This is a genomic window from Zoogloea sp., assembly GCF_028689785.1.
Lineage (GTDB): Bacteria > Pseudomonadota > Gammaproteobacteria > Burkholderiales > Rhodocyclaceae > Zoogloea.
On record NZ_JAQVCN010000015.1, the window covers coordinates 1 to 23,658 of the forward strand.

The 23,658-nt window shown below is 64.7% G+C and carries 24 protein-coding genes; 11 read left to right on the forward strand and 13 right to left on the reverse strand.

Annotated elements, in window-relative coordinates; translation table 11 throughout:
• The 3 genes from PHI64_RS08940 to fliN form a co-directional block, all read left to right on the forward strand.
• The coding region (locus PHI64_RS08940) for a flagellar basal body-associated protein FliL (protein WP_299881787.1) at nt 1-229 on the forward strand (229 nt) is incomplete at its 5' end.
• A 12-nt stretch (nt 230-241) separates the two neighbouring features.
• Nucleotides 242-1,234 (forward strand): flagellar motor switch protein FliM, encoded by a 993-nt coding sequence (gene fliM / locus PHI64_RS08945; RefSeq protein ID WP_299881789.1) that lies wholly within the window; start codon nt 242-244, stop codon nt 1,232-1,234.
• Between the two features lie 9 nt (nt 1,235-1,243).
• Entirely contained in the window at nt 1,244-1,702 is a 459-nt protein-coding gene (fliN, locus tag PHI64_RS08950; protein ID WP_299881791.1) for a flagellar motor switch protein FliN, read from the forward strand.
• 34 nt (nt 1,703-1,736) lie between these two features.
• On the opposite strand, the gene PHI64_RS08955 is transcribed toward fliN, so the two are convergent.
• The gene (locus PHI64_RS08955; RefSeq protein ID WP_299881793.1) at nt 1,737-1,955 is read right to left on the reverse strand and encodes a hypothetical protein; all 219 of its coding nucleotides are present in this window, start codon (nt 1,953-1,955) and stop codon (nt 1,737-1,739) included.
• 170 nt (nt 1,956-2,125) lie between these two features.
• Here PHI64_RS08955 and fliO point away from each other — a divergent pair, with 170 nt between their 5' ends.
• Genes fliO through PHI64_RS08990 form a run of 7 tightly spaced genes read left to right on the forward strand, consistent with a single transcriptional unit; the run spans nt 2,126 to nt 10,405 of the window.
• Nucleotides 2,126-2,542, forward strand: coding sequence for a flagellar biosynthetic protein FliO (fliO, locus tag PHI64_RS08960; RefSeq protein WP_299881795.1), 417 nt, complete (start codon nt 2,126-2,128; stop codon nt 2,540-2,542).
• Nucleotides 2,543-2,550: 8 nt separating this feature from the next.
• Nucleotides 2,551-3,285 (forward strand): flagellar type III secretion system pore protein FliP, encoded by a 735-nt coding sequence (gene fliP / locus PHI64_RS08965; protein WP_299881798.1) that lies wholly within the window; start codon nt 2,551-2,553, stop codon nt 3,283-3,285.
• Between the two features lie 9 nt (nt 3,286-3,294).
• On the forward strand, nt 3,295-3,564 hold the full coding sequence (gene fliQ / locus PHI64_RS08970) for a flagellar biosynthesis protein FliQ (RefSeq protein ID WP_296565578.1): 270 nt from the start codon (nt 3,295-3,297) through the stop codon (nt 3,562-3,564).
• A gap of 13 nt (nt 3,565-3,577) precedes the next feature.
• On the forward strand, nt 3,578-4,381 hold the full coding sequence (gene fliR, locus PHI64_RS08975) for a flagellar biosynthetic protein FliR (RefSeq protein ID WP_299881801.1): 804 nt from the start codon (nt 3,578-3,580) through the stop codon (nt 4,379-4,381).
• Nucleotides 4,378-6,219, forward strand: coding sequence for a PAS domain-containing sensor histidine kinase (locus tag PHI64_RS08980; protein WP_299881803.1), 1,842 nt, complete (start codon nt 4,378-4,380; stop codon nt 6,217-6,219). Before fliR ends, PHI64_RS08980 begins: the two co-directional genes overlap by 4 nt.
• A gap of 53 nt (nt 6,220-6,272) precedes the next feature.
• On the forward strand, nt 6,273-7,319 hold the full coding sequence (locus tag PHI64_RS08985) for an HD domain-containing phosphohydrolase (RefSeq protein ID WP_299881805.1): 1,047 nt from the start codon (nt 6,273-6,275) through the stop codon (nt 7,317-7,319).
• Nucleotides 7,316-10,405, forward strand: a complete 3,090-nt coding sequence (locus tag PHI64_RS08990; protein WP_299881807.1) for a response regulator — start codon at nt 7,316-7,318, stop codon at nt 10,403-10,405. The genes PHI64_RS08985 and PHI64_RS08990 overlap by 4 nt, the downstream gene beginning before the upstream one ends.
• Before the next feature lie 44 nt (nt 10,406-10,449).
• Here PHI64_RS08990 and gloA read toward each other — a convergent pair whose 3' ends face one another.
• The 6 genes from gloA to glyQ are packed head-to-tail and all read right to left on the reverse strand — an operon-like array spanning nt 10,450 to nt 15,882.
• The gene (gene gloA / locus PHI64_RS08995; RefSeq protein ID WP_299881809.1) at nt 10,450-10,848 is read right to left on the reverse strand and encodes a lactoylglutathione lyase; all 399 of its coding nucleotides are present in this window, start codon (nt 10,846-10,848) and stop codon (nt 10,450-10,452) included.
• A 17-nt stretch (nt 10,849-10,865) separates the two neighbouring features.
• A complete protein-coding gene (locus tag PHI64_RS09000; protein WP_299881811.1) occupies nt 10,866-11,591 on the reverse strand; it encodes a SprT family zinc-dependent metalloprotease in 726 nt (241 codons plus the stop codon).
• Nucleotides 11,588-12,337: a 1-acyl-sn-glycerol-3-phosphate acyltransferase gene (locus tag PHI64_RS09005; RefSeq protein ID WP_299881813.1), complete on the reverse strand. Its 750-nt coding sequence runs from the start codon at nt 12,335-12,337 to the stop codon at nt 11,588-11,590. Before PHI64_RS09005 ends, PHI64_RS09000 begins: the two co-directional genes overlap by 4 nt.
• A 9-nt stretch (nt 12,338-12,346) precedes the next feature.
• On the reverse strand, nt 12,347-12,880 hold the full coding sequence (gene gmhB, locus PHI64_RS09010; protein WP_299881815.1) for a D-glycero-beta-D-manno-heptose 1,7-bisphosphate 7-phosphatase: 534 nt from the start codon (nt 12,878-12,880) through the stop codon (nt 12,347-12,349).
• A gap of 9 nt (nt 12,881-12,889) precedes the next feature.
• Nucleotides 12,890-14,974, reverse strand: a complete 2,085-nt coding sequence (glyS, locus tag PHI64_RS09015; RefSeq protein ID WP_299881817.1) for a glycine--tRNA ligase subunit beta — start codon at nt 14,972-14,974, stop codon at nt 12,890-12,892.
• Entirely contained in the window at nt 14,974-15,882 is a 909-nt protein-coding gene (gene glyQ / locus PHI64_RS09020; protein WP_299881819.1) for a glycine--tRNA ligase subunit alpha, read from the reverse strand. Before glyQ ends, glyS begins: the two co-directional genes overlap by 1 nt.
• A 243-nt stretch (nt 15,883-16,125) precedes the next feature.
• Between glyQ and PHI64_RS09025 the strand changes: the two genes are divergently transcribed.
• Nucleotides 16,126-17,751 (forward strand): methyl-accepting chemotaxis protein, encoded by a 1,626-nt coding sequence (locus tag PHI64_RS09025; RefSeq protein ID WP_299881820.1) that lies wholly within the window; start codon nt 16,126-16,128, stop codon nt 17,749-17,751.
• A 93-nt stretch (nt 17,752-17,844) separates the two neighbouring features.
• Here PHI64_RS09025 and PHI64_RS09030 read toward each other — a convergent pair whose 3' ends face one another.
• From PHI64_RS09030 to PHI64_RS09055, 6 genes are all read right to left on the reverse strand, one after another.
• Nucleotides 17,845-19,218 carry a TrpB-like pyridoxal phosphate-dependent enzyme gene (locus PHI64_RS09030; protein ID WP_299881822.1) on the reverse strand — a complete coding sequence of 458 codons (1,374 nt, stop codon included), beginning with the start codon at nt 19,216-19,218 and terminating at the stop codon, nt 17,845-17,847.
• 79 nt (nt 19,219-19,297) lie between these two features.
• Nucleotides 19,298-19,699, reverse strand: a complete 402-nt coding sequence (locus tag PHI64_RS09035) for a hypothetical protein (RefSeq protein WP_299881824.1) — start codon at nt 19,697-19,699, stop codon at nt 19,298-19,300.
• Between the two features lie 55 nt (nt 19,700-19,754).
• Nucleotides 19,755-21,248, reverse strand: a complete 1,494-nt coding sequence (gene lnt, locus PHI64_RS09040; protein ID WP_299881826.1) for an apolipoprotein N-acyltransferase — start codon at nt 21,246-21,248, stop codon at nt 19,755-19,757.
• On the reverse strand, nt 21,248-22,090 hold the full coding sequence (locus PHI64_RS09045) for a transporter associated domain-containing protein (RefSeq protein ID WP_296565518.1): 843 nt from the start codon (nt 22,088-22,090) through the stop codon (nt 21,248-21,250). The genes lnt and PHI64_RS09045 overlap by 1 nt, the downstream gene beginning before the upstream one ends.
• A gap of 88 nt (nt 22,091-22,178) precedes the next feature.
• Nucleotides 22,179-22,661, reverse strand: a complete 483-nt coding sequence (gene ybeY / locus PHI64_RS09050) for an rRNA maturation RNase YbeY (RefSeq protein WP_299881829.1) — start codon at nt 22,659-22,661, stop codon at nt 22,179-22,181.
• Nucleotides 22,658-23,653 carry a PhoH family protein gene (locus PHI64_RS09055; protein WP_299881832.1) on the reverse strand — a complete coding sequence of 332 codons (996 nt, stop codon included), beginning with the start codon at nt 23,651-23,653 and terminating at the stop codon, nt 22,658-22,660. Before PHI64_RS09055 ends, ybeY begins: the two co-directional genes overlap by 4 nt.
• Between the last annotated feature and the right edge of the window lie 5 nt (nt 23,654-23,658).

Genomic DNA, 23,658 nt, shown 5'->3' on the forward strand with positions numbered 1-23,658 from the left:
GCTCTACATGCCCGAGCTCAAGCACCGCATCATCATGCTGCTGTCGTCCAAGAAGCCGTCCGACCTGGCCACCTCGGAAGGCCGCGGAGAGCTCGCCGACGAGATCAAGGAAGAAGCCAACGACGTACTCGGCTACGCCCCCAACCCGAAGAAGAAAAACAAGCGCAGTCGCCCGGAAGACGACGGGCCGGTGCTTGCCGTGCTGTTCAACCAGTTCATCGTGCAATAACGGGGTTTAGCCATGGCCCAGGACTTTCTCTCCCAGGAAGAGGTGGATGCCCTGCTAAAGGGCGTCACCGGGGAGAGTGACGACACAGAACACGCGGAGGAGAGCTCCAGCGGTGTCCGGGACTACAACCTGGCCACCCAGGAACGCATCGTGCGTGGGCGCATGCCCACCATGGAGCTCATCAACGAGCGCTTCGCCCGCTATCTGCGCATCGGCATGTTCAACTACATGCACCGCAACGTCGAAGTCTCGGTGGGGCCCATCAAGGTTCAAAAGTTCAGTGAGTTCGTGCGCAACCTGGTTGTGCCCACCAACCTCAATCTGTTCATAGCCAAGCCCCTGCGCGGCACCGGCCTCGTCGTTCTCGACCCGAACCTGGTGTTCCTGGTGGTGGACAACCTGTTCGGTGGCGACGGCCGCTTCCACACCCGGGTTGAAGGCCGCGACTTCACCCCCACCGAACAACGCATCATCCAGGGCCTGCTGAAAGTCACTTTCGACGAATACGCCAAGGCCTGGGCACCGGTGCAGAAGCTGGAGTTCGAGTACGTCCGCTCGGAAATGAACCCTCAGTTCGCCAACATTGCCACGCCCAGCGAGATCGTGGTGGCGGCTTCGTTCACGCTGGAGTTCGGCGGCTCCCAGGCGGAGATGCACTTCTGCTTCCCCTACTCGATGCTGGAGCCGATCCGCGAGACGCTCTACTCGACCATGCAAAGCGACCACATCACCCAGGACAACCGCTGGGTAAACATGATGGGCAAGCAGTTGCAGACGGCCGAGGTCACCGTGGTGGCCCGTCTGGGCACAGCCAAGGCCACCCTGCGGGATATCGTTCACATGAAGCCCGGCGACGTGATTCCCCTCAACATCCCGGAAACCGTTCAGGCGGAAGTGGACGGCATACCGTTCATGGAATGCCACTACGGCGTACAACGCGGTCAATACGCCCTCAAGGTCGAACGCTTCCTGGCCCAGGAAGAAGAAACCGCGGCCAAGGGCTAGGAGCACACCATGTCAGAAACCGACATCCCCGACGAAAACCAGATCAGCGACGACGACTGGGCTGCAGCCATGCAGGAGCAGGCAGCAGCAGAAGGGCTCACCGACCCGGCCGAGCCAACAGAGGACGACGGCTCCCCCTACCAGGCCAAGCCCGCCAGCCAGCTCTTTCCCGACTTCGGCCAGGCCGGGACCAAGGGCGGGTCGATCAATGACTACGACATGATCCTGGACATCCCGGTGCAACTTACCGTGGAACTGGGACGCACCAAGATCGCCATCCGCAACCTGCTGCAACTGGCCCATGGATCAGTGGTGGAACTCGATGGCCTGGCTGGCGAGCCAATGGATGTGCTGGTAAATGGCACCCTGATCGCCCAGGGCGAAGTGGTGGTGGTGAACGACAAGTTCGGGATCCGCCTGACCGACATCATCACGCCGGCCGAACGCATCCGCAAGCTCCGCAGCTGACCTGCCCCAACCGGGTTGCAGCAGACGTCCGCCCTCAACGTACAGGCGCCGCCTCGCCAGCCCTCGGGCGCATCAGCACCGAGCGGATCGGCCGCCGGTCAGGGGCATTGGCCCGATGCAGCAACCAGCGCTCCCCGAGAATCTGCAAGGCCCGCTGACGCTTGGCCTCGTAGGCGTTATCGGAAGCTGACTCCCCAAGCTTGTCTTCAGACGCGCCAGCCACCGGCTGGATGTCACGATGCCACAGCAACATGATCACACCTCCTGAACCCAACACCAGCTTTGATTGATAGCACACCGGGCAGTTCATCGACAACAGGCGCAAAGCACAAAAATATGCCCCTTTTGCACGCCTAATCGCCCCATACCCGGACGGATTTCACGGATAAGCTGGCGGCAGACTCCCCACGCTTCCCGAACCCCATGCACTTCCCGCCTCCAGCTGCAGGCCTGCTTTTCCTGACCGGCTCCGTCATTGCCGCGGACGGCGGCACCTTCGATGCCACCGGAAGTGTTGTCCAGATGCTGCTCGGGCTAGGCCTGGTAATCGGCCTTCTCTACGCCAGCCTGCATGCGCTGCGCCGGATCGGCGGGGGCAACGCTCAGGGGGCGGCCCTGCTGAAGGTGCGCGGCGCAGCAGCAGTCGGCCCCCGAGAGCGGGTCGTACTGGTGGAGGTGGGCGAAAAAATCCTCGTCCTCGGGGTCTCTCCCGGGCGGGTGAATACCCTTCACACCCTCGACACGGTGGATCTCCCCTCCTCTGGCAACAACGCCTCCCAGCTTGGCGGCAAGGATTTCCAGACCTGGCTCAAGCAGACCCTCGAACGCCGCCCCCGATGAAACACCTCATGCCCCTGCTCCGGCGCCTTGCCCCGTTGCTCCTGCTGGCTCCCCTGCCCGTACTCGCCCAGGCCATGCCAGCCCTCACCACCACTCCCACAGGGGGGGGTGGCACCCAGTACAGCCTGTCCATCCAGACCCTGCTGCTGCTCACGTCCCTGAGCTTCCTGCCGGCCCTGGTGCTGATGACGACCAGTTTCACCCGAATCATCATCGTCATGTCCCTGCTCCGCCACGCCATGGGCACCCAGACCTCGCCGCCCAACCAGATCATCGTCGGCCTGTCCCTGTTTCTCACCTTCTTCATCATGTCGCCGGTACTCGACAAGGTCTACACCGAAGCCTGGCAACCCCTGTCGGAGAACCGCATCACCTTCAATGAAGCCCTCGACCGGGCCACCGTGCCGGTCAAGGCCTTCATGCTCAAGCAGGTCCGCGAACCCGACCTCAATCTGTTCTCCAAGCTCGCCAAGACACCCCGGGTAGACAAAGCCGAAGATCTGCCCATGCGGGTGGTGATTCCCGCCTTTGTCACCTCGGAGCTGAAAACCGCTTTCCAGATCGGCTTCATCGTCTTCATCCCCTTCCTGATCATCGACATGGTCGTCGCCTCGGTGCTGATGTCCATGGGCATGATGATGATGAGCCCGGCCATCGTCGCCCTCCCCTTCAAGATCATGCTCTTCGTGTTGGTGGATGGCTGGAATCTGCTGATCGCTTCCCTTGTGCAGAGTTTCGGATAGGAGCGCCCCGTGACCCCCACCACCGTCATTGACCTGGGTCGTCAGGCCCTGGAACTCACCCTGCTCGTCTCGGCCCCGCTGTTCATCGCGGCCCTCGCCACCGGTCTGATCATCTCCATCTTCCAGGCCGCCACCCAGATCAATGAGCAGACCCTCTCCTTCGTTCCCAAGCTGATCGCCACCTTCATCACCCTGGTGCTGGCCGGGCCATGGATGATCACCATGATGACCGACTTCATCCGACGCCTCTTCGAGAACATCCCTGCCATGATCGGCTGACCCTGGCCAGCCCATGCTCACCGTCACCGCGGCACAGCTCGACGCCTGGCTGGCGCTTTTCGCGTTTCCCCTGGCCCGGGTTCTCGGACTGATCACCGCGGCACCCGTGTTCGGCAATAACGCCCTGCCCAGACGCATCAAGCTGGTGGTGGGGCTGGCCGTGGGCATCGGCATCGCACCGGCCTTCCCCGTTGCGGCCAACGTCTCCCTGGACTCCTGGGCCGGGCTGCTCATCCTCCTGGAGCAGACCCTGATCGGCATCGCCATGGGCTTGGCCATGCGCGTGGTGTTTGCAGCACTCGACCTGATGGGCGAACTCATCAGCCTGCAGATGGGCCTCTCCTTTGCCACTTTCTTCGACCCCATGGCTGGTGGCCAGACAGCGGTCGTGGCCGAACTCCTGGCCCTACTGGCGACCCTCGTTTTCCTGTCCCTGAATGGTCATCTGGTGATGCTCGACACCCTGGCCCGGAGCTTCGAATGGCTGCCGATCGGCAGCGGCGATCTGCACAAGGAGGGCTGGATGGTGCTGGTCCGCTCGGGAAGCACGATCTTCGCCTCCGGCCTGCTGATGGCCCTGCCGGTGGTCACTGCCCTGCTCATCACCAACATCGCCCTGGGCATCCTGACTCGCGCTGCACCGCAACTGAACCTGTTCGCCATCGGTTTCCCCATCACCATGACAGTCGGCTTCGTCGTTCTGCTGCTCGCGCTCGGGCACCTGGCGCCCCTGCTGCAACGCTTCTACGACATGGGATTCGACACCATGGCGAGCATCCTCCGCACCCTTCATCAGGCCGCCCCCGGGCTGCAATGAGCGCCCTGCCCATTGCAGCGCTGCTCGCCGTCACCGTAGTCGCCCTCATCGCGCTTGTCCTCGGCTGGCGCCAGCTGGGTGCGGCCCGGCGTTCCATGGCCGACCTGACCGCAGCACTGCAGGCCGAGCAGGCGCGCCGCAGCAGCGCCGAGGACACCCTCGACGCTGCGCACGAACGCTTCTCCGCAGCCTTCCACTGCAGTCCCGACTACATCACCATCAGCCGCCTCTCAGATGGCGCCATCCTTGATGTCAACCAGGCCTTCGTCCAGCTTGTCGGCTGGTCGCGGGAAGAGTCCATCGGCACCACCTCCCTGGACCTCGGCCTATGGCCGGTCCCCGAAGAACGGATGGCCGTGGTGGAGCGAGTCAGCCAGTACGGCGCCCTGCGCAATTTTCCCTGCACCATCGGCACCCGCGGAGGCCTGCGGAAGCACTGTCTGCTTAATGCCTCCACCGTGGAGATCGAGGGCCAGACCTGCCTCATTGCCATCGTCCGGGACATCTCCGAGCAGAAGGCCGCCAACGACGCCCTTCAGGAGAGCCAGGCAAAGTTCTCACGCATCTTCGCATCGGCACCGGTAGCCACCTCCCTGACCCGCTTGGCCGACCGCACCCACGTGGATGCCAACCCCGCCTGGGAGAACCTCTTCGGGCTCAAGCGCAGCGCCGTCCTCACCCGTAGCACCGGCGAACTCGACTTCTGGGTAGATACCGACGTTTACGACGATCTCTATGCCCGCATTACCCGCGACGAAATCGTGGCCCAGCGGGAGGTCCGCATCCGCCCCCGGGGTCGCGACGAAATTGCCACCTGCCTGGTTTCCGGGTGCCACCTGCGCATCAATGGCGAAGACTGCGGGCTGTGGTCCCTGGTGGATATCACAGAACTGCGGCGCGCCCAGGCGCACATCGAGGAGCTCAACGAAGGGCTGGAGCGACGGGTCGCAGAACGCACCGCCGAACTACGGAGCACCCTTGAGACCCTGCACCAGGCCCGGAACGAGTTGGTGCGCAGCGAAAAGCTGGCCGCCCTCGGCGCCCTCGTGGCGGGTATCGCCCATGAGCTCAACACACCCATCGGCAACAGCGTCACTGTTGCCACTACCCTCGCTGCCCGCACCGAGGAACTAGCCCGGGAATTCGCCTCCGGCGGGCTGCGCCGAAACAGCTTCGATGCCTTCATGGAGAACACCCGGGAAGCCGGCGAACTACTCACGCGCAACCTGCATCGCGCCCAGGAACTAGTCCGCAGCTTCAAGCAGGTTGCCGTCGACCAGAGCAGCGAGAACCGCCGCCCCTTCGAGCTTGGCGAGATGCTCCACGAGATCGCCGTCACCCTCGGCCCGATGCTCAGGGGCAGCCACTACACCCTCGACATTGCCCCGGCAGAAGCACTCCAGATGGACAGCTACCCCGGTGCCCTCGGGCAGATCCTCACCAATCTGATCAGCAACGCACTGACCCATGCCTTTGCCGGACGCCCCGATGGCCACATCGCCGTCACTACCCAGGCGGGCTCCGACAGCGTCCGCATCAGCGTCACAGACAACGGCCACGGAATCGACAGTGCCAGCCTGCAGCGCATATTCGACCCCTTCTTCACGACCCGCCTCGGCGAAGGAGGGAGCGGGCTTGGCCTGTACATCGTATACAACCTCGTCACCCGTACCTTGGGCGGGCAGATTGACGTTCAGAGCACCCCAGGCAGCGGCACCCGCTTCACCCTGACATTACCCTGCACGGCCCCTGCCGACGGAGCCCACCAGGACGCCATGGCCATTCCGGTTCATGATCGGCCCTCGCTTAACTTCAAGGACTTCGGGCCGATAATCTGACATTGCCCAAGTCACCGGGACAGGCCCCTGTGCCCCGTCCCCCCGGAGCCCCCATGGCCATCGCCATCGTTGATGACACCCCCCTCAACCTGACCCTGATCCAGGCGCTGGTCCGCAAGCTGGCCCCGGCCGGCACCGAGATTGTGTGCTTCACCTCACCGCTGGAGGGGCTCAGATGGTGTGAAAGCCACGAGGCCGACCTGATCATCGTCGACTACATGATGCCCGACCTCAACGGCATCGAATTCATCAAGGCCGTGCGCCAGTTGCACCCGGCCGACGTAGTGCCCATCCTGATGGTCACTGCAGCCCACGAGAAGGAAGTTCGCTACCAGAGCCTCACGGCCGGCGCCAATGACTTCCTGACCAAACCCATCGACCGCCACGAGTTCGATCCCCGAGTGCGCACCATGCTGGCCCTGCGCAGCAGCCACACCCGCCTGCGCACCTGGAACGACGACCTCCAGGCCGAAGTCCGCCGCCAGACCGCCGACATCATTGCCCGCGAGCGCGAGACCATCGCCCGCCTCGCCCGCGCCGCAGAATTCCGCGATCCGGAAACGGGCGCCCACATCCTGCGCATGGCCCACTACTCCGAGCTCATCGCCCAGCGCTTGGGCCTCAAGCCGGAACTGTGCGAGCGCCTCCTGAGTGCAGCCCCCATGCACGACGTCGGCAAGGTTGGCACCCCCGACCACATCCTTCTCAAGCCCGGGCGCCTCACCGATGAGGAAATGGACATCATGCGGCGCCACGCAACCATCGGCTACGACATCCTCAAGGGCTCCTCTTCACCGATGATCCAGCTGGCTGCTGAGATCGCCCTCACCCACCACGAGAAATTCAACGGCAGCGGCTACCCCGCCGGGCTGGCCGGGGAGGCGATTCCCCTGGCCGGGCGCATCGTCGCCGTTGCCGATGTCTTCGACGCCCTCACCTCCGCACGCCCCTACAAGCCCGCCTGGGACATGGAACGAGCCATCGACTTCCTCAAAGCCGAACGCGGCCAGCACTTTGACCCAGCCTGCGTCGACGCCCTGCTCGACCGTTGGGCCGACGTACTGGCCGTGCGGGAACGTTTCCAGGACGAAGAGGAATGATCAGCCTCCTCAGTCGCCTGGCGGACCGCGCGGGGCTCCACTCCCTCGGCCAGCAGCTCACCCTGCTGTTCGCCCTGCTGCTGACCCTCTCCGTCTCCGCCTACTCGCTCTACACCGGTTTCGACCAGGCCAACTACGTCGAACGCCTCGAACGAGCCCACGCCGACGAACTGACCCAGCACCTGGCGGCAGCACTAGAGCCTCACGTTGCCAGCAACGACCGTCGCGGCATCACCGAGCACCTGCAGGACATCTCCAGCAACTCAGCCATCCTGCGGCTAACCGTCACCGACCGGCAGGGCAACCCGCTGGCCAGCGTGCGGCGGACCACCGACACCGCGCCCCTTACCGCAGAACCGGACAGCGACACCCCCATTCCCCTGCCGGAGCAGGGGCGCCAGGCCGGCAGCGTCGAAGCCCAGGCCGGTAGCTCGGTAATCGAGGCCTGGGTCGGCATCGGTGACAAGGCCCCCATCGGCTGGCTGCGCAGCGAGATTCATCCGGCTGCAGCCAACGACAGTCTGCAGCACATTCTCATGGACAGTGTCCTGGCCGGCCTGCTGACACTGCTGATCAGCACCGCGGCCATCCTGATCTTCCTGCGTCCTCCCCTGCGCAGCCTGGAGCGTGCCACCGCCTTTGCCGAAGCCATGGAGAACTGCCAGGGCGACACCCTCAACGAACCCACCTCTGTCGTCGAAATCCGCAAGCTTGTGGACGCCCTCAACTGGACCTCCATCCGGCTCTTCGACGGCCAATCCGCGCTGGCAGCCAGCGAACTGCGCAACCGCGCGATTGCCGAGGCAGCCCTCGACTGCATCATCACTGTCGATGCCCTCGGGCGCATTCTCGAGTTCAACCCGGCCGCCGAGCGCACCTTCGGCATCTCCCGGGCCGATGCACTGCATCAGCCGGTCTCCGAGCTTCTGTTCCCCGAACGGCTGCGTGACACCCACTCCGCCAGGCTGCGCGAGCTTCTCGAATACCCACCCTCCGACACCCAACGGCAACGCATCGAGACCCTGGCCCGACGCTACAACGGCGATGAGTTTCCAGTGGAAATGGCCCTGGTCACCGTGGACGGCGGCGGCAGCCGCCTGATCACCGCCTACCTGCGGGACATCAGCGAGCGCAAGGAGACGGAGCGGATCATGCGGCAGGCCAAGGAGTCGGCCGAGGCCAACAGCCGCTCCAAAAGCGACTTCCTGGCCAACATGAGCCACGAGATCCGTACGCCCATGAACGCCATTCTGGGGATGACCGACCTGGCCCTGGAAACGGAACTTGACGAGGAACAGAAGGAGTACCTGACCTTGGTGAAAAGCTCCGCCAACTCCCTGCTCGGCATCATCAACGACATTCTCGACTTCTCGAAGATCGAGGCCGGCAAGCTCGACTTTGAGCACATCGACTTCAGCCTGCGGGACTGCGTAGCGCTGGCCGTCCGGACCCTCCAGCAGCGGGCCGCCGAGAAGGACCTGCTGCTCAGCGTCCAGGTCGCTCCCGAAGTCCCCGACAGCCTGATCGGCGACCCTCACCGGCTGCGCCAGGTCCTGATCAACATGATCTCCAATGGGATCAAGTTCACTGCTGAAGGCAGCGTCAGAGTCATCGTGCAGGCAGGGCCGGTGATAGAAGACGGGGTTTCCATCGAATTCAGCATTCAGGACACGGGGATGGGCATTCCCCCCGAAAAGCAGGGGCTGATCTTCGAGGCCTTCTCCCAGGCAGATACCTCCACGACACGGCGCTACGGCGGCACCGGCCTCGGGCTTACCATCAGCGCCCAGCTGGTCCAGGCCATGGGCGGCCAGATCAGTGTGGACAGCCCCCCCGGCGCAGGGAGCACCTTCCGCTTCACGGCCCACTTCGAACTGGGCCAATGCACGGCCGGCACCGATGAGCGCGCCCACCTGGAAGGCCTGCCGGTACTCATCACCGTGGACAACCCCTCCGAGCGCGCAACCCTCATCGAACTCCTGAGCCAGTGGCGGATGGCCCCCACCTGCGCACCCGACGCCAGCACCTGCCTGCGCGAGCTGACCCAGGCTGCCAGCAACGGCCTGCCCTACCGGGTGGTCATCCTCGGTACCCAGCTACCCGATGCCGAGGGCTTCTCCCTGGCCGAGACGATTCCCCAAACAGGCATCCCTCAGCCCTGCGTGATCATGCTGGCCGGGGAAGGCCGCCGCGGCGACGGGGCCCGCTGTCGGGAGCTGGGCATCGCCGCCTACCTGCCCATGCCGGTTGAGGCCTCCGACCTGCTCAACGCCATCCTGCTGTCGGTCGACCCCCTCGACGAGCGCCCGCTGATCACCCGCCACACGCTGCGCGAGCAACGCCGCCAGCTGCGCATCCTGCTGGCAGAGGACAACGTGGTGAACCAGACCCTGGCCATGCGCCTGCTGGCCAAGCTGGGGCATCACGTGGAGGTGGCGAACAACGGCGAAGAAGCGCTCGCCCTGCATGCCGCGGGGCGGTTCGATGCCATCCTGATGGATGTGCAGATGCCCGTGATGGGCGGCTTTGAGGCCACCGTCGAGATCCGCGGGCGGGAAGCCGCGGGCATGCCCTATACCCCGATCATCGCCATGACCGCCCACGCCATGAAAGGCGACCGGGAACGCTGTCTGCAGGCCGGCATGGACGGCTACCTGTCTAAACCGGTACACGCCCCCGATCTGGTGGAAGTGCTGATTCACCACACCGGCCACAATGACCCAGCCCCGGTCACTGAATCCCCCCCTGTGGGCGGCCCGGTGTTCGATCGGGAACAGGTGCTCGCCAACCTGGGCGATGACGAAGATCTACTCGCCCAGCTGATGGTCATGTACAGCGAGGACGAACCCCGTCTGCTGGCCGACGTCGAGGCCGCGGTCACCGCGGGTGATGCTGAGGCCCTCCATGGAACGGCCCATGCACTGAAGGGTGCGGTATCCAACTTCTGCGCCAGCCGGGCCCAGGCCAAGGCTCAACAGCTCGAACGCATGGGGCGTGAGAAAAACCTCGAACAAGCGCCGGCAGCCCTACGCGAGCTGCATCAAGAGCTTGCCGCCCTGCGCGAGGCCTTCGGCCAGTACTGCTGAATCCACCGCTCACCGCAGGAAGCCTCCCGCGGCAGCACCAGGGCTCAATGGGCGCTGGTGCCCTTGGCCTGGATCAGCTCGACCTTGTATCCATCCGGGTCTTCCACGAAAGCAATCACCGTGGTGCCGTGCTTCATCGGGCCGGCTTCGCGCACCACCTTTCCGCCACGCGCCCTGATGGCATCACAGGCGGCATAGGCGTCGGGCACCTCCAGGGCGATGTGGCCATAGGCCGTGCCCAGTTCATAAGCATCCACCCCCCAATTGTGGGTCAGTTCGAGCACGGCACCGGCAGACTCCTCCTGATAACCGACGAAAGCCAGAGTGAACTTGCCCTCGGGATAGTCGTTGCGACGCAGCAGGCGCATGCCGAGAACCTCGGTGTAAAAGGCGATGGAGCGGTCGAGATCGACCACACGGAGCATGGTATGGAGCAGGCGCATGGTGCTAATCCTTGGGTTCAGAGATGGGGAAGACTCGCCGCCGCATCCCGGAGCGCGCGGCGGGCCGCAGGGTGCTCGGGGTACAACGACGTGACAAGGGACCAGAATCGTGGTGAGTGGTTCATTTCGATCAGATGGGCCACTTCATGGGCCACCACGTAATCGATCAAGGCCAGGGGCAGGTGGATCAGGCGCCAATGCAGGCGGATACCGCTGTGACTGCTGCAGCTGCCCCAGCGGGTACGGGCATTGGACAGCCCGACGGGCGGAACCGGCAGCCCCAGGCGCGCGCAGAACTCCTCGACCCGATTGCCGAACAGGAGCAGGGCACGCTGCTGCAAGGCCCTGAGAAGCAACAGACGCGGGTCAGCCCCGGCACGCAGGGCCAGCTCCAGTGTCGGTGCCTCCCCGGCCTCATGCCAGCGGACCTGGTTGTTGCCCTCCCCCAGGCGCAGGCGGCAGGGCTGCCCGAGATAAGGCAGCACGGCCCCCTCGCCGATCTGGAAAGGTGGCGTGGCGGCCTCGGTTGAGCGGGCGCGGACACTCAGCTTTTCGATGATCCAGACGGCGTGGCTGCGCATGAAAGCCTCGGCGTCGCCGAGGCGCGCGCGCAGCGGCACACCAACAATCAGCCCTCTGTGGTCAATACGCAGGCCGAGGGTCTTGCGAGCACTCCGACGCAACAGGTAAGGCACTCGCTGACCATTCAGGACGATCTCGCGGGTCTCGACAGCCGCACTCACGCCGCAGCGGTGTCCTTGTTGCGCAGCTCGCGATAGTGGTGGGGGAAGAGCCGCCTCATCTCGGCCTCGACCCAGGCCTCCGCCTTGGCGTTGATCTGCTCGGCATTCAGGCCGGTGGTGTCGATCACCGGCCCGATACTCACCACCACCTCGCCCGGCGTCTTGAAAAAGGCATTGCGGGGCCAGAACTCACCGGCGTTATGGGCCACCGGCACCACGGGGGTTCCGGTCTGGGCTGCCAACCACGAGGCACCAGCCTTGTAGCGTTTCTTGCTGCCAGGCGCCACCCGGGTGCCTTCGGGGAAAATGGTGACCCAGAAGCCGTGGGCAAGGCGGTCACGCCCCTGCTCCTCCACCTGGGTCAGGGCATCCTTACCGGCGGCGCGGTCGATGGCGATCATCGGCATCTGGGAGATGCCCCAGCCAAAGAACGGCACCTTATGGAGTTCCCGCTTCATCACAAAGACCATGGGCGGAAAAATGTCCTGCAGCATGATGGTTTCCCAGGCCGACATGTGCTTGGAGATGACAATGGCCGGGCCGGCCGGGATGTTCTCACTGCCGATCAGCCGGTACGGAATGCCCAGCACATGCTTGATGACCCAGGCCATGATGCGTGGCCAGCCACGGATCAGCTTGTGGCGGGTCTTCGGACCGAAGGGAAAGGTGGCCATGCCGATCAAGGCGTACAGCGGCGTGAAGATGGCCAGGGCCACCATGAACAGGAGGTTACGGATCAGGACCACGGGTTTCTCTCAGGCGGTTAGGTGCGCGACCACGGCCGCCAGGTCAGGGAATATCTCGGTGCCTTCAGGCAAATCGGGGTCGAGCGCGGTCTTGCTGCCCTTGCCGGTTTTCACCAGGTAGGGCTTGCAGCCCACGGCCATGCCCGCCTGCAAGTCGCGCAGGCTATCGCCAACCACCGGCATGCCCTTGAGATCGACATTGAAGCGCTCAGCGATCTCGATGAACATGCCCGGCTTGGGCTTGCGGCAAGAACAGGTTGAGTCGGCGGCATGGGGGCAGAAGAAGATCGCATCCAGCCGCCCGCTCACCTGGCCGAGAGCCTTGGTCATTTTCTCATTGATGGCATTGAGGGTGTCCATGTCGAAAAGCCCGCGCCCGACCCCGGACTGGTTGGAAGCCACCACCACCCGCCAGCCCGCCTCGTTGAGGCGGGCAATGGCTTCAAGGGAACCGGGGATCGGCTTCCATTCGTCCGGCGACTTGATGAACTGGTCGGAGTCGAAATTGATGACGCCGTCCCGGTCGAGCACGATGATCTTCATGGCTTGCCCTCAGGCAGACAGGCGGGAGATGTCGGCCACCTGGTTCATCAGGCCGGCGAGCTGCTGGAGCAGGGCCAGACGGTTCTGACGGATCAGCGGCTCCTCGGCCATCACCATCACCTCATCGAAGAAGCGGTCCACCGCGGTGCGCAGGCCGGCCAGCACGCGCAGGGCGTCGGTGTAGGCCTCGTTCTGGAAGTGGGATCGGGCCAGCGGAGCCACGTCGGTAATGGCATGGAACAGCGCCTTCTCGGCGTCCTCGACCAGCAAGGCCAGGTCAGGCTCACCGATATCACCCTCAGCCTTCTTGAGGATGTTAACGATGCGCTTGTTGGCAGCAGCCAGAGCCGCGGCTTCGGGCAGTTGCTGGAAGGCCAGCACCGCATCCAGCTTCGGTACCACGAGATCGATGCGGGTCGGCTTGAGGGCCAACACGGCATCCACCACGTCCTGGGCATGACCGGCGTCGCGCAGGGTGTTGCGCAGGCGCTCAAGCATGAAGTCGTAGAGCGGCCCCGCCACCTCGGCGCTCAGCCGCCCCGGCGTGAAGCTGGCGGCGGACTCGGCGATCAGCTCGGCCAGATCCAGGGGCAGAGGCCCTTCCATCAGGATGCGCAGCACGCCGAGGGCAGCCCGGCGCAGGCCGAAAGGGTCCTTGTCACCCGTGGGAATCTGGCCGATGCCGAAGAAGCCGCTCAGGGAATCGAGCTTGTCGGCCAGGGCCAGGGCCCGGCCGATGTTGCTGTCAGGCAGGGCATCGCCGGCAAAACGCGGGCGATAGTGCTGCTCGATGGCCTCAGCGACCACCGGAGCAGCCCCTTCGGCGAGGGCGTAGTAACGGCCCATGGTGCCCTGCAGCTCGGGGAACTCGCCAACCATGTCGGTCAGCAGGTCGGCCTTGGAGAGCAGCGCGGCGCGGTTGGCCAGGTTCTCGTCGGCACCGAGCAGTCCGGCTACCTTGCGGGCAACGATGGACAAGCGCTGGACACGATCACCCACGGAACCGAGCTTGTTGTGATACACCACCGCATCCAGCTTGACCACGCGGGAGGTGAGCCCAGCCTTGATGTCCTGCTCGAAGAAGAAACGGGCATCGGACAATCGCGGGCGCACCACGCGCTGGTTGCCGGTGATGATGTTGGACGGGTCGGCCAGCTCCATGTTGGAGACGATCAGGAAGCGGCTCTTCAGCTTTCCGTCGGCATCGAACAGGGGGAAGTACTTCTGATTGGCCCGCATGGTTAGGATCAGGCACTCCTGGGGCACGGCCAGAAACTCGGCCTCGAACTCCCCGACATAGACGGTGGGGTGCTCGACCAGGGCAGTCACTTCGTCGAGCAGATCGGCGTACTCACCAAGAGTGGCGCCCTGACGGCCCGCCTCCGTGACCAGCTGCTTCTCGATGTTGGCCCGGCGCTCGGCAAAGTCGGGGATGACCTTGCCTTCGGCCAGCAGGGTCGGCTCGTAGGCATCGGCGGTGGCGATCTCGATCTCGCCACGGCTCATGAAACGGTGCCCCTTGGTGGTGCGTCCGGACTGGATGTCGAGCACCGAGCCCGGCACCACGTCGGCACCGTGCAGCAGGGTCAGCTTGTGGGCGGGGCGCACGAAGGTCGCGTCACCGTCACCCCAGCGCATCACTTTGGGGATGGGCAGCTGCTTGAGGGCGTCTTGCACGATGCCACCGAGCACATCGGCCAGCTTCGCACCGGCCACCGTAGAGGTGTAGAACAGGGCTTCGGCCTTGCCGTCCATACGGCGCTCGAAGCTGGCCAAGGCTGACAGGGGAATGCCCTTGGCCTCAAGCTTCTTGCTCAGGGCCGGGGTCGGCTGGCCGTCGGCGGTGAGCGCCACAGAGACAGGCATGATCTTCTCTGTCACGTCCTTGGCGCTTGCTTCGGCGACCACATTGGAGATGGTCACCGCCAGGCGGCGCGGCGTGGCGAACCAGCGGAAGTCACCATCTGCCATCGCCAACCCGCGGGTGCGCAGGCCGGTCACGATGCCGTTGGAAAAAGCCTGGCCCAGCCTGGGCAGGGCTTTGGGTGGGAGTTCTTCGGTGAGCAGTTCTACGAGCAGGGTCGCGCTGGTCATCACGCGGCCTCCTTCTTGAGCATCGGGAAGCCGAGGGCTTCGCGGGAGTTGTAGTAGGCTTGGGCCACTTCGCGGGCCAGGGCACGCACGCGACCGATGTAGGCGGCGCGCTCGGTCACGGAGATGGCACCGCGGGCGTCGAGCAGGTTGAAGGTGTGGGAACACTTCATCACCATCTCGAAGGCCGGCAGCACCAAGGGCACGGCCATCAGGCGCTTGGCCTCGGCTTCGTATTCGCCGAACAGGCGGAACAGCCACTCCACGTTGGAGTGCTCGAAGTTGTAGGTGGACTGCTCCACCTCGTTCTGGTGATAGACATTGCCGTAGGTGACCGGTGTACCGTCGGGGCCGATGGACCACACCAGGTCATAGACGTTCTCGACGCCCTGCAGATACATGGCCAGGCGCTCAAGACCGTAGGTGATCTCGCCCAACACCGGCTTGCAGCTCAGCGAGCCCACTTCCTGGAAATAGGTGAACTGGGTGACCTCCATGCCATCCAGCCAGACCTCCCAGCCCAGGCCCCAGGCGCCCAGGGTGGGGGATTCCCAGTCGTCCTCGACGAAGCGAATGTCGTGGGCATTGGGATCGATACCCAGAGCCCGCAGGCTGTCGATGTAAAGCTCCTGAATATTGGCCGGAGAGGGCTTGAGCACCACCTGGTACTGGTAGTAATGCTGCAGGCGGTTGGGGTTCTCGCCATAGCGGCCATCCTTGGGGCGGCGGGAGGGCTGCACATAGGCGGCGTTCCAGTGCTCCGGGCCGATGGAGCGCAGGAAGGTGGCCGTGTGGAAGGTGCCGGCGCCGACTTCGATGTCATAAGGCTGGAGCAGGGTGCAGCCGTGCTCGGCCCAGAAGTTCGAGAGGCGCAGGATGATCTGCTGGAAAGTCGGTTTTTGGACGGACATGGGCGCTCCGCGGCACGGGCCGCGCGAATTTGGGCAAAACGCGGATTTTACTGGGTTTCCACTGAGTTTGAACGCCTGATGGCACGCTGGGCGGCAAAGCCCGGCGCAGCAAGCCTCCCCTGTCACCGACGAAATCTGTAAAGGAAATGTAGGGACGACCGTAAATAATGCACAACTAATAAACACCGACGCCCTGGCGGCCGGTGATCCACCTAGAGCTCCGCCCGTCGCTGAGGAACCACCATGAGTCTCGACAATCTTAGCGTCGCCACGCGTATGCGACTGCTCGTCGCCCTTGCCCTTGTAGGCCTCTCCATCCTATGCGCGGTAAGTCTCGCGCATCTGCGCACCAGCATGCTTGAAGACCGCAAGCTCCAGACCAGGCTCCTTGTCGAGAACGGCAGCGGAGTGATCGAGCACTTTTACAAACAGCTCCAGGCTGGCGCGATGAGCGAGGCAGACGCCAAAAAGGGGGCCATCGAAACCCTGCGCACCATGCGCTACGACAAGACCAACTACCTGTTCGTGGTCGATCAACGCAGCCACTATGTGCTGATGCCCCCCAAACCCGAACGGGAAGGCACCGACGCCAGCGACCTCAAGGATGCCAACGGCAAAAGCATCATCGTCGAGCTGGTGCGGGCAGGCGGTACCGGTGGCGGCTTCGTGGATTACTGGTTCCCGAAGGCCGGGGAGACTGAAGCGCAACCCAAGCTGTCCTATGCCCTGCCCTTTACCTCCTGGGGCTGGATCCTCGGCACCGGCATCTATATCGATGACGTGGACCGGGAGTTCCGCAGCATCGCCCTGCTCCTCGGCGGCATCTCTGCCATCATGCTGATCGTGCTCGGCCTGGCTGGCTGGAGAATCAGCACCAGCGTCACCGCCCAGCTCGGCGGCGAACCCGGGCAAGCCACGGCAGTGATGCAGCAGGCCGCCGCCGGCGACCTCACCGCGGCCGTCGGCAATCCCCGCGACGGCAGCATGCTCAAGGCCTTGGCCAGCATGGTGGGCGCCCTGCGCTCGATGATGGGCGAGATCAATGAGGGCGCCAACCAGCTCGTCCATAATGCCGACCACATCACCCGCGTATCCTCCGAAGTCGCCGATGCCGCCGTACGCCAGTCGGATGCCACTGCCGCCATGGCCGCAGCCATGGAGGAGCTGACCGTCAGCTCCAGCCATATTTCTTCCAGCGCCCTGGAGACCGAACAAAACTCCCAGGAAGCCATGCGCCTTGCTGCCGAAGGCAGCGAACGTGTCGGTCAGGCCTCCGAGGCGATCCGCAAGATGTCCGAGACGGTCACCAGCGCGTCGGGGCGCATCCTGGCCCTGGAGGAGCGCATCGGTCAGGTCTCGTCGATTGCCAACGTGATCAAGGAGATCGCCGGACAGACCAATCTGCTGGCCCTCAATGCCGCCATCGAAGCCGCCCGGGCTGGCGAGCAGGGCCGCGGTTTTGCCGTGGTGGCGGACGAAGTGCGCAAGCTGGCCGAGCGCACCTCATCAGCCACCACCGAGATCGAGCAGATGATCTCCGGCATCCAGGGCGACACCAGCAGCGCGGTGGATGCCATGAATGCGGCCCTGCCCGAGGTGGACCAGGGTGTCGCCCTGGCAGCCGCGGCCGCCGAAGCCCTGCAGGCCATCGAAGCCGGTGCCCGCCAGACCCTCACCCGGGTGCGTGAGATAGCCGACGCCACCCGGGAGCAAAGCGCCGCCAGCACCTCCATCGCCCAGCGCGTCGAGGAGATCTCGAACATGGTCGAGAGCACCTCGGAGAACATCCGCGGCGCCGCCGATGCCGCTGTGGGCCTGGAGCGCATCGCAGTCAGCCTGAAGGACCAGATCGCGCGCTTTCGGGTATAGGAAGAAGCACGCGCGCCGGGCAGATCCGGACAGCACAGCACCAAGCAGAAGGGGGCCTCGCGGCCCCCTTCCCGTTCACCTGAACGCGCTATCTCAGGCTTCGACCTTCGGCAGGCCGGCAAGGGCAATGGCCAGAGCCTGCTCGTCGTAGGGCTGGTCGGTGAGCTTGCCCGACAGGTAGTTGGTATACGAGGTCATGTCGAAATGACCATGACCCGACAGGCAGAACAGGATGGTCTCGCTCTTGCCTTCCGCCTTGCAGCGCAGGGCCTCGTCGATGGCGCCGCGGATGGCGTGGGTGGATTCCGGCGCGGGGACGATGCCTTCGCTGCGCGCAAACATCACCCCGGCCTCGAAGCAGGCGGTCTGGTGTACGCCCCTGGCCTCGATCAGGCCCAGCTCCTTCACATGGCTGACCAGCGGCGCCATGCCGTGGTAACGCAGGCCGCCGGCGTGCAGCCCGGGGGGCGTGAAGTCGCTGCCCAAGGTGTGCATCTTGACCAGCGGGGTCAGGTGGGCGGTATCGCCGAAGTCGTAGGCATACTTGCCACGGCTGAGGGACGGACAGGCCGACGGCTCCACGGCCACGATGCGGCGCTTCTTGGCGTTGGGGCCACCACGCAGTTGCAGGCCGATAAAGGGAAAGGCGATACCGGCAAAGTTGGAGCCGCCGCCCACACAGCCCACCACCACGTCCGGATCGTCACCGGCCATCTCCATCTGCAGGATGGCTTCCTCGCCCACGATGGTCTGGTGCAGCAGCACGTGGTTGAGCACCGAGCCCAGGGCATACTTGGTGTCGTCGTTCCTGGCCGCCACCTCCACCGCCTCGGAAATGGCGATACCGAGGGAGCCGATGTGGTCCGGGTACTGGGCCAGCACGGCGCGGCCGTACTCGGTTTCTGCCGAGGGCGATGCAATGCAGCGCGCCCCCCAGGTTTCCATCAGCGCACGCCGGTAAGGTTTCTGATCGTAGGAAACACGCACCTGGAACACCGTCACATCCAGCCCGAAGAGCCCGCCCGCGTAAGCCAGGGACGAGCCCCACTGGCCGGCACCGGTTTCGGTGGACAGGCGTTTGACGCCTTCCTGGGCGTTGTACCAGGCCTGAGGCACGGCGGAGTTGGGCTTGTGGCTGCCGGCGGGGGACACTCCCTCGTACTTGTAGTAGATCTTGGCCGGGGTGCCGAGGAGCTTCTCCAGCCGGCGGGCGCGGAACAGGGGGCTGGGGCGCCACTGGGTCAGCACCTCACGGACTGGCTCGGGGATATCGATCCAGCGCTCGGTGGACATCTCTTGGGCAATGATCGCGTTCGGGAAGATCGGCGCCAGATCGGACGGGCCCAGCGGCTGCAGGGTGCCCGGATGCAGCGGCGGCGGCAAAGGCACCGGCAGATCGGCGGCGATGTTGTACCAGGCCCTGGGCATACGGTCTTCGTCGAGCAGATACTTGATCTGGTCGCTCATGGCTATCCTCCTGAGTTGTCTTGGTTTTATGGGTCGAAAGCGGAAAACGGCGCGGGCGGACCAGCTCCGCCCTGGTGGGTCAGGCGGCGGCCAGATCCTCGAGGCTGAGGCTCCAGCGGCTCATTAGAAAGCGCAGCAGGGTCTCTTCGCCCTCGCTCACGCTGCCGTCGCTCTTGGCCAGAATCAGCATGGCGGACAAGGCCACCTTCTGCAGGGCCGGATCGGTGAGATCGTCGGCGAGGCGGGCCAGGCGGTGGTCCTCAAGCAGGAAGACACGCTCCTGCTCGGCTTCGTTGATCACGTCACGACAACAGTCCAGCAGGACCTGGATCAGGGTGTCCCGGTCAACGCCCAGCAGGGCCGCCGTGTCGTTGTGCTTGATCCAGTCCACCTCCCGGTTGTCCAGGCGGCCATCGGCAAGGATCGCCATGGCCACCAGACGGGCTAGGGCTTCGGGACTGTTCGTAGGATAGGAGCGCATGGTTCGGGGATGTTCTGTCTTTGAATGGGCGAAGCGCGATGATACGCTCTCCGCCTCAGCTCCGCCGCCACCCGACGCATACCAGCAGAGCCAGAGCCGCCAGCCCCACCGCCAACCCGTTGCCCCAGCGGGCGTAAGGCGTCAGCCCCTGGTGGCCCCGCACCTCCACCACCAGCCCGCCAGCCTGGAAGGCCGGCAGCACTGCCTCCACCGCGCCATTCGCCTGCACCAGCGCGGTCATTCCCGTATTGGTGGAGCGCAGCATCGGCCGCCCCGTCTCGAGGGCCCGCATGCGGGCGATCTGCAGGTGCTGGGGCTGGGCAAAGGAATCACCATACCAGGCCAGGTTGGAGATGTTGAGCATCAGCGTGGCCTCCGGCAGGCTGCGGATCAGCTCCTCGCCGAACACATCTTCATAGCAGATATTCACGGCCACTTTCTGCCCAGCCAGTGCCAGGGGCGGCTGACGCTCGGCGCCCCGGGTCTGATCGGCCATGGGGATATCCACCAGGCTGTAGAACCAGTGGAACAGCGGCGGTGAGTATTCACCGAAGGGCACCAGATGCTGCTTGGCATAGTGCCCCGCCGGCGAGAGGCCAAGGCTGATCGCCGCGTTGTAGATGCGGCCGGCACCATCACGGGTGAAGGTGCCGAGGATCACGTCGCCCCCGTTACCGGCAGCAATGCGCCGCAGCTCGTCCAGATAGCCCGTGGGCAGATGCTCCACCAACAAGGGCAGGGTGGTCTCGGGGAGGACGGCGATATCGGCCGGGTGGTCGCGGAGCAGGTCGAGATTGACGTCGAGCCAGCGCTGCAGCATCTCGGGGCGCCACTTGAGGCTCTGTTCGATGTTGGTCTGCAGCAACGCGACCTTCACCGGCGCCCCGACGGCTTCCGTCCACGCAACCTGGCGCAGCCCGGCCCCTGCCGCAAGCACCGTGAGCACCGCCAGTAGCGGCCCGCGTCGGCGCCCAAGCAAGGCCTGGCATGCCCACGCTGCCGCCAGGGCGAGCAGCCCACCCACCCCGAAAACCCCGAGCACCGGCGCGAACCCTGCCAAGGGGCTGGGCGGGCTCTGACTATAACCACTGACCAACCACGGAAAACCGGTGAACATCCAGCCCCGCAGCCATTCGGTGAGCAACCACAGAGCAGCAAAGAGGACCGCGTCGCCCCATGCCCTGCCCCGCCGCAAAGCGGAAAACAGCGCACCGGCCAGGCCGGCATACAAGGCCATGCCGGCACAGAAGAGCAGGACAGCGGAAGCCGCCAGGGGCATGGGCATGCCACCAAAGCGATGGAGGGCGATGTAAACCCAGGACACCCCACCCAGCAGCGCTCCCAGCCCCCAGGCAAACCCGATGGAGAACCCATGCCGTGCCCTCCGCGTGCGGGGTGCATCTGCCAGGCTGGGCGGAGAGAACGGGTCGAGCAGTCCGTACAGCACAGCCAGGCTCAGGAAAGCCAGGGGGAAGAGTTCGAACGGGGCGTAAGCCAGCACCGACGCGCCCCCCGCCAGCAGGGCCAGGCCCTGTCGCCAGACAGCCATCAGCCGCCAATCGCCTCGGGGTCAGGCATGCGTTCGACGAGCAGGGAATGAACGCGCCGGCTGTCGGCCCGCAGCACCTGAAAACGCAGGCCTTCGAGCTCGACGATCTCGTTGCGCTTGGGCAGACGCCCCAGCTTGCGGATCAGCAGGCCGCCGACGGTATCGTATTCGGCATCGCTGAAGGTGGTGGCGAAGGCTTCGTTGAAGTCTTCGATCTCGGTCGCCGCCTTGACCCGGTACCGCCCGGCCTGATCGAGGCGGATGTTGTCGGCGGTCTCGTCGAAATCGTATTCGTCCTCGATGTCGCCAACGATCTGCTCAAGCACGTCCTCGATGGTGACCAGCCCGGCCACACCGCCATACTCGTCCACCACGATGGCCATGTGATTGCGGCTGACCCGAAAATCCCGCAACAGCACGTTGAGGCGCTTGGACTCCGGCACGAAGACGGCCGGGCGCAGCATGTCACGCAAATTGAAAGATTCGCCGGCAAAGACGCGCAGGAGATCCTTGGCCAGGAGGATGCCGGCCACGTCGTCCTTGTTCTCACCGATGACGGGAAAACGGGAATGGGCCGCGCCGATGGCGAAGCGGGTGATGTCCTCGACAGAATCGTCGAGACAGACAACGTCCATCTGTGCCCGCGGGACCATCACGTCCCGCACCTGCATCTCGGAAACCTGCAGGGCACCTTCAATGATCGCCAGTGCATCCGCATCAAACAGATTGCGGTCGTGGGCGGAATGCAGGAGGTGCAGCAACTCTTCCCGGTCTTCCGGCTCCCGGGTCAGGAGGGCGGAAAGCCGTTCAAGCAAGGACGGTTTACTACTGGAGGGTTCCATAAAAAAGGTGGATGAGAAATGGGCCATGGGCGATGGAGACCGCTGCTGCATCCCTCCATCGCCCATGGCGCATTGCTCACCTCACCACTCAGCGCTCCCCCGCGTACGGGTCGGCATAGCCCAGACTGGCCAGAATCTGGCGTTCCCGGGCTTCCATGTCGTCGGCTTCGGCGTCTTCCAGGTGGTCAAAACCTTGCAAATGCAGCATACCATGCACGGATAAGTGGGCGTAATGCGCGTCCAGGGCCTTGCCCTGCTCGGCAGCCTCCCGCTCCACCACCTGCCGGCACAGCACCAGATCGCCCATCAGGGGCAGGCCTTCGGGCAAGGGCATGTCATCCCCCTCACCATAGGCGAAGGTCAGCACATTGGTGGCGTAATCCTTGCCACGGTAGTCCCGGTTCAGCTCGCGCGCCTCCTCCTCGTCGACGATGCGCACGGTAACGCGCGCCGCACCGGGCTCGGCGGCGCGCAACCAGCGGCGAAATTCGACCCGGGAAGGTACGCCGTCGCGGTTACAGGCGTATTGCACGGACAAGTCGAGGCGGCGGGGCAGCTTGATGTCGCTCATTGTTGCTGGGTCTGCTGTTGCTGATTGTTGTGTTGGGGCACTGCCTGCGCCGCACTACGCTGGCCGTGCTTCTCATAGGCATCGACGATGCGGGCTACCAGCGGGTGGCGCACCACATCCTCCTTGAGGAAGCGGGTAAAGGCCACCCCACGCACGTCGGCCAGCACTTGCGCAGCCTCCGCCAGGCCGCTCTTCTGGCCGCGGGGCAGGTCCACCTGGGTCAGGTCGCCGGTGATCACCGCCCGGGAGCCAATACCGATGCGGGTCAGGAACATCTTCATCTGCTCCGGCGAGGTGTTCTGGGCCTCGTCGAGGATGATGAAGGCCCGGGACAGGGTACGGCCACGCATGAAGGCCAGAGGTGCGATCTCGATGCAGCCGCGCTCGAACAGCTTGGCCACCCGCTCGAAACCCATCAGATCGTAGAGGGCGTCATAGAGCGGGCGCAGATAGGGGTCAACCTTCTGGGCCAGATCGCCGGGCAGGAAACCCAGGCGCTCCCCCGCCTCCACCGCCGGGCGGGTAAGAACGATGCGCTCCACGTGCTCGCGCTCGAAGGCATCCACGGCGCTCGCAACAGCCAGGTAGGTCTTGCCGGTACCCGCAGGGCCGATGCCAAAGGTAATGTCATGCTCCTGGATCTGGCGGATGTAATCCACCTGCCGGGGCGTGCGGCCGTGCAACTCGCTCTTGCGGGTCATCAGCACCGGCGCGGGCCCACCGCCCTGGCCCAGCTTGACCACCTCGATCAGGCCCAGCTGGATGTCATCCACCGACAGGGCCTCGTCGGATTTCTCGTAGAAGTGGCGCAGGGCACGCGCCGCATGATGCATCTGGGGTGCCGCGCCATGCAGCGTGAAACGCTCGCTGCGGCGGGCGATAGTGACGTCGAAGGCGGTCTCGATCTGACGGATGTTCTCGTCAAGCGCCCCGCACAGATTGGCGAGGCGCACGTTGTCGAGGGGATGCAGGACGATTTCCGTGGGCTTCATTGGCC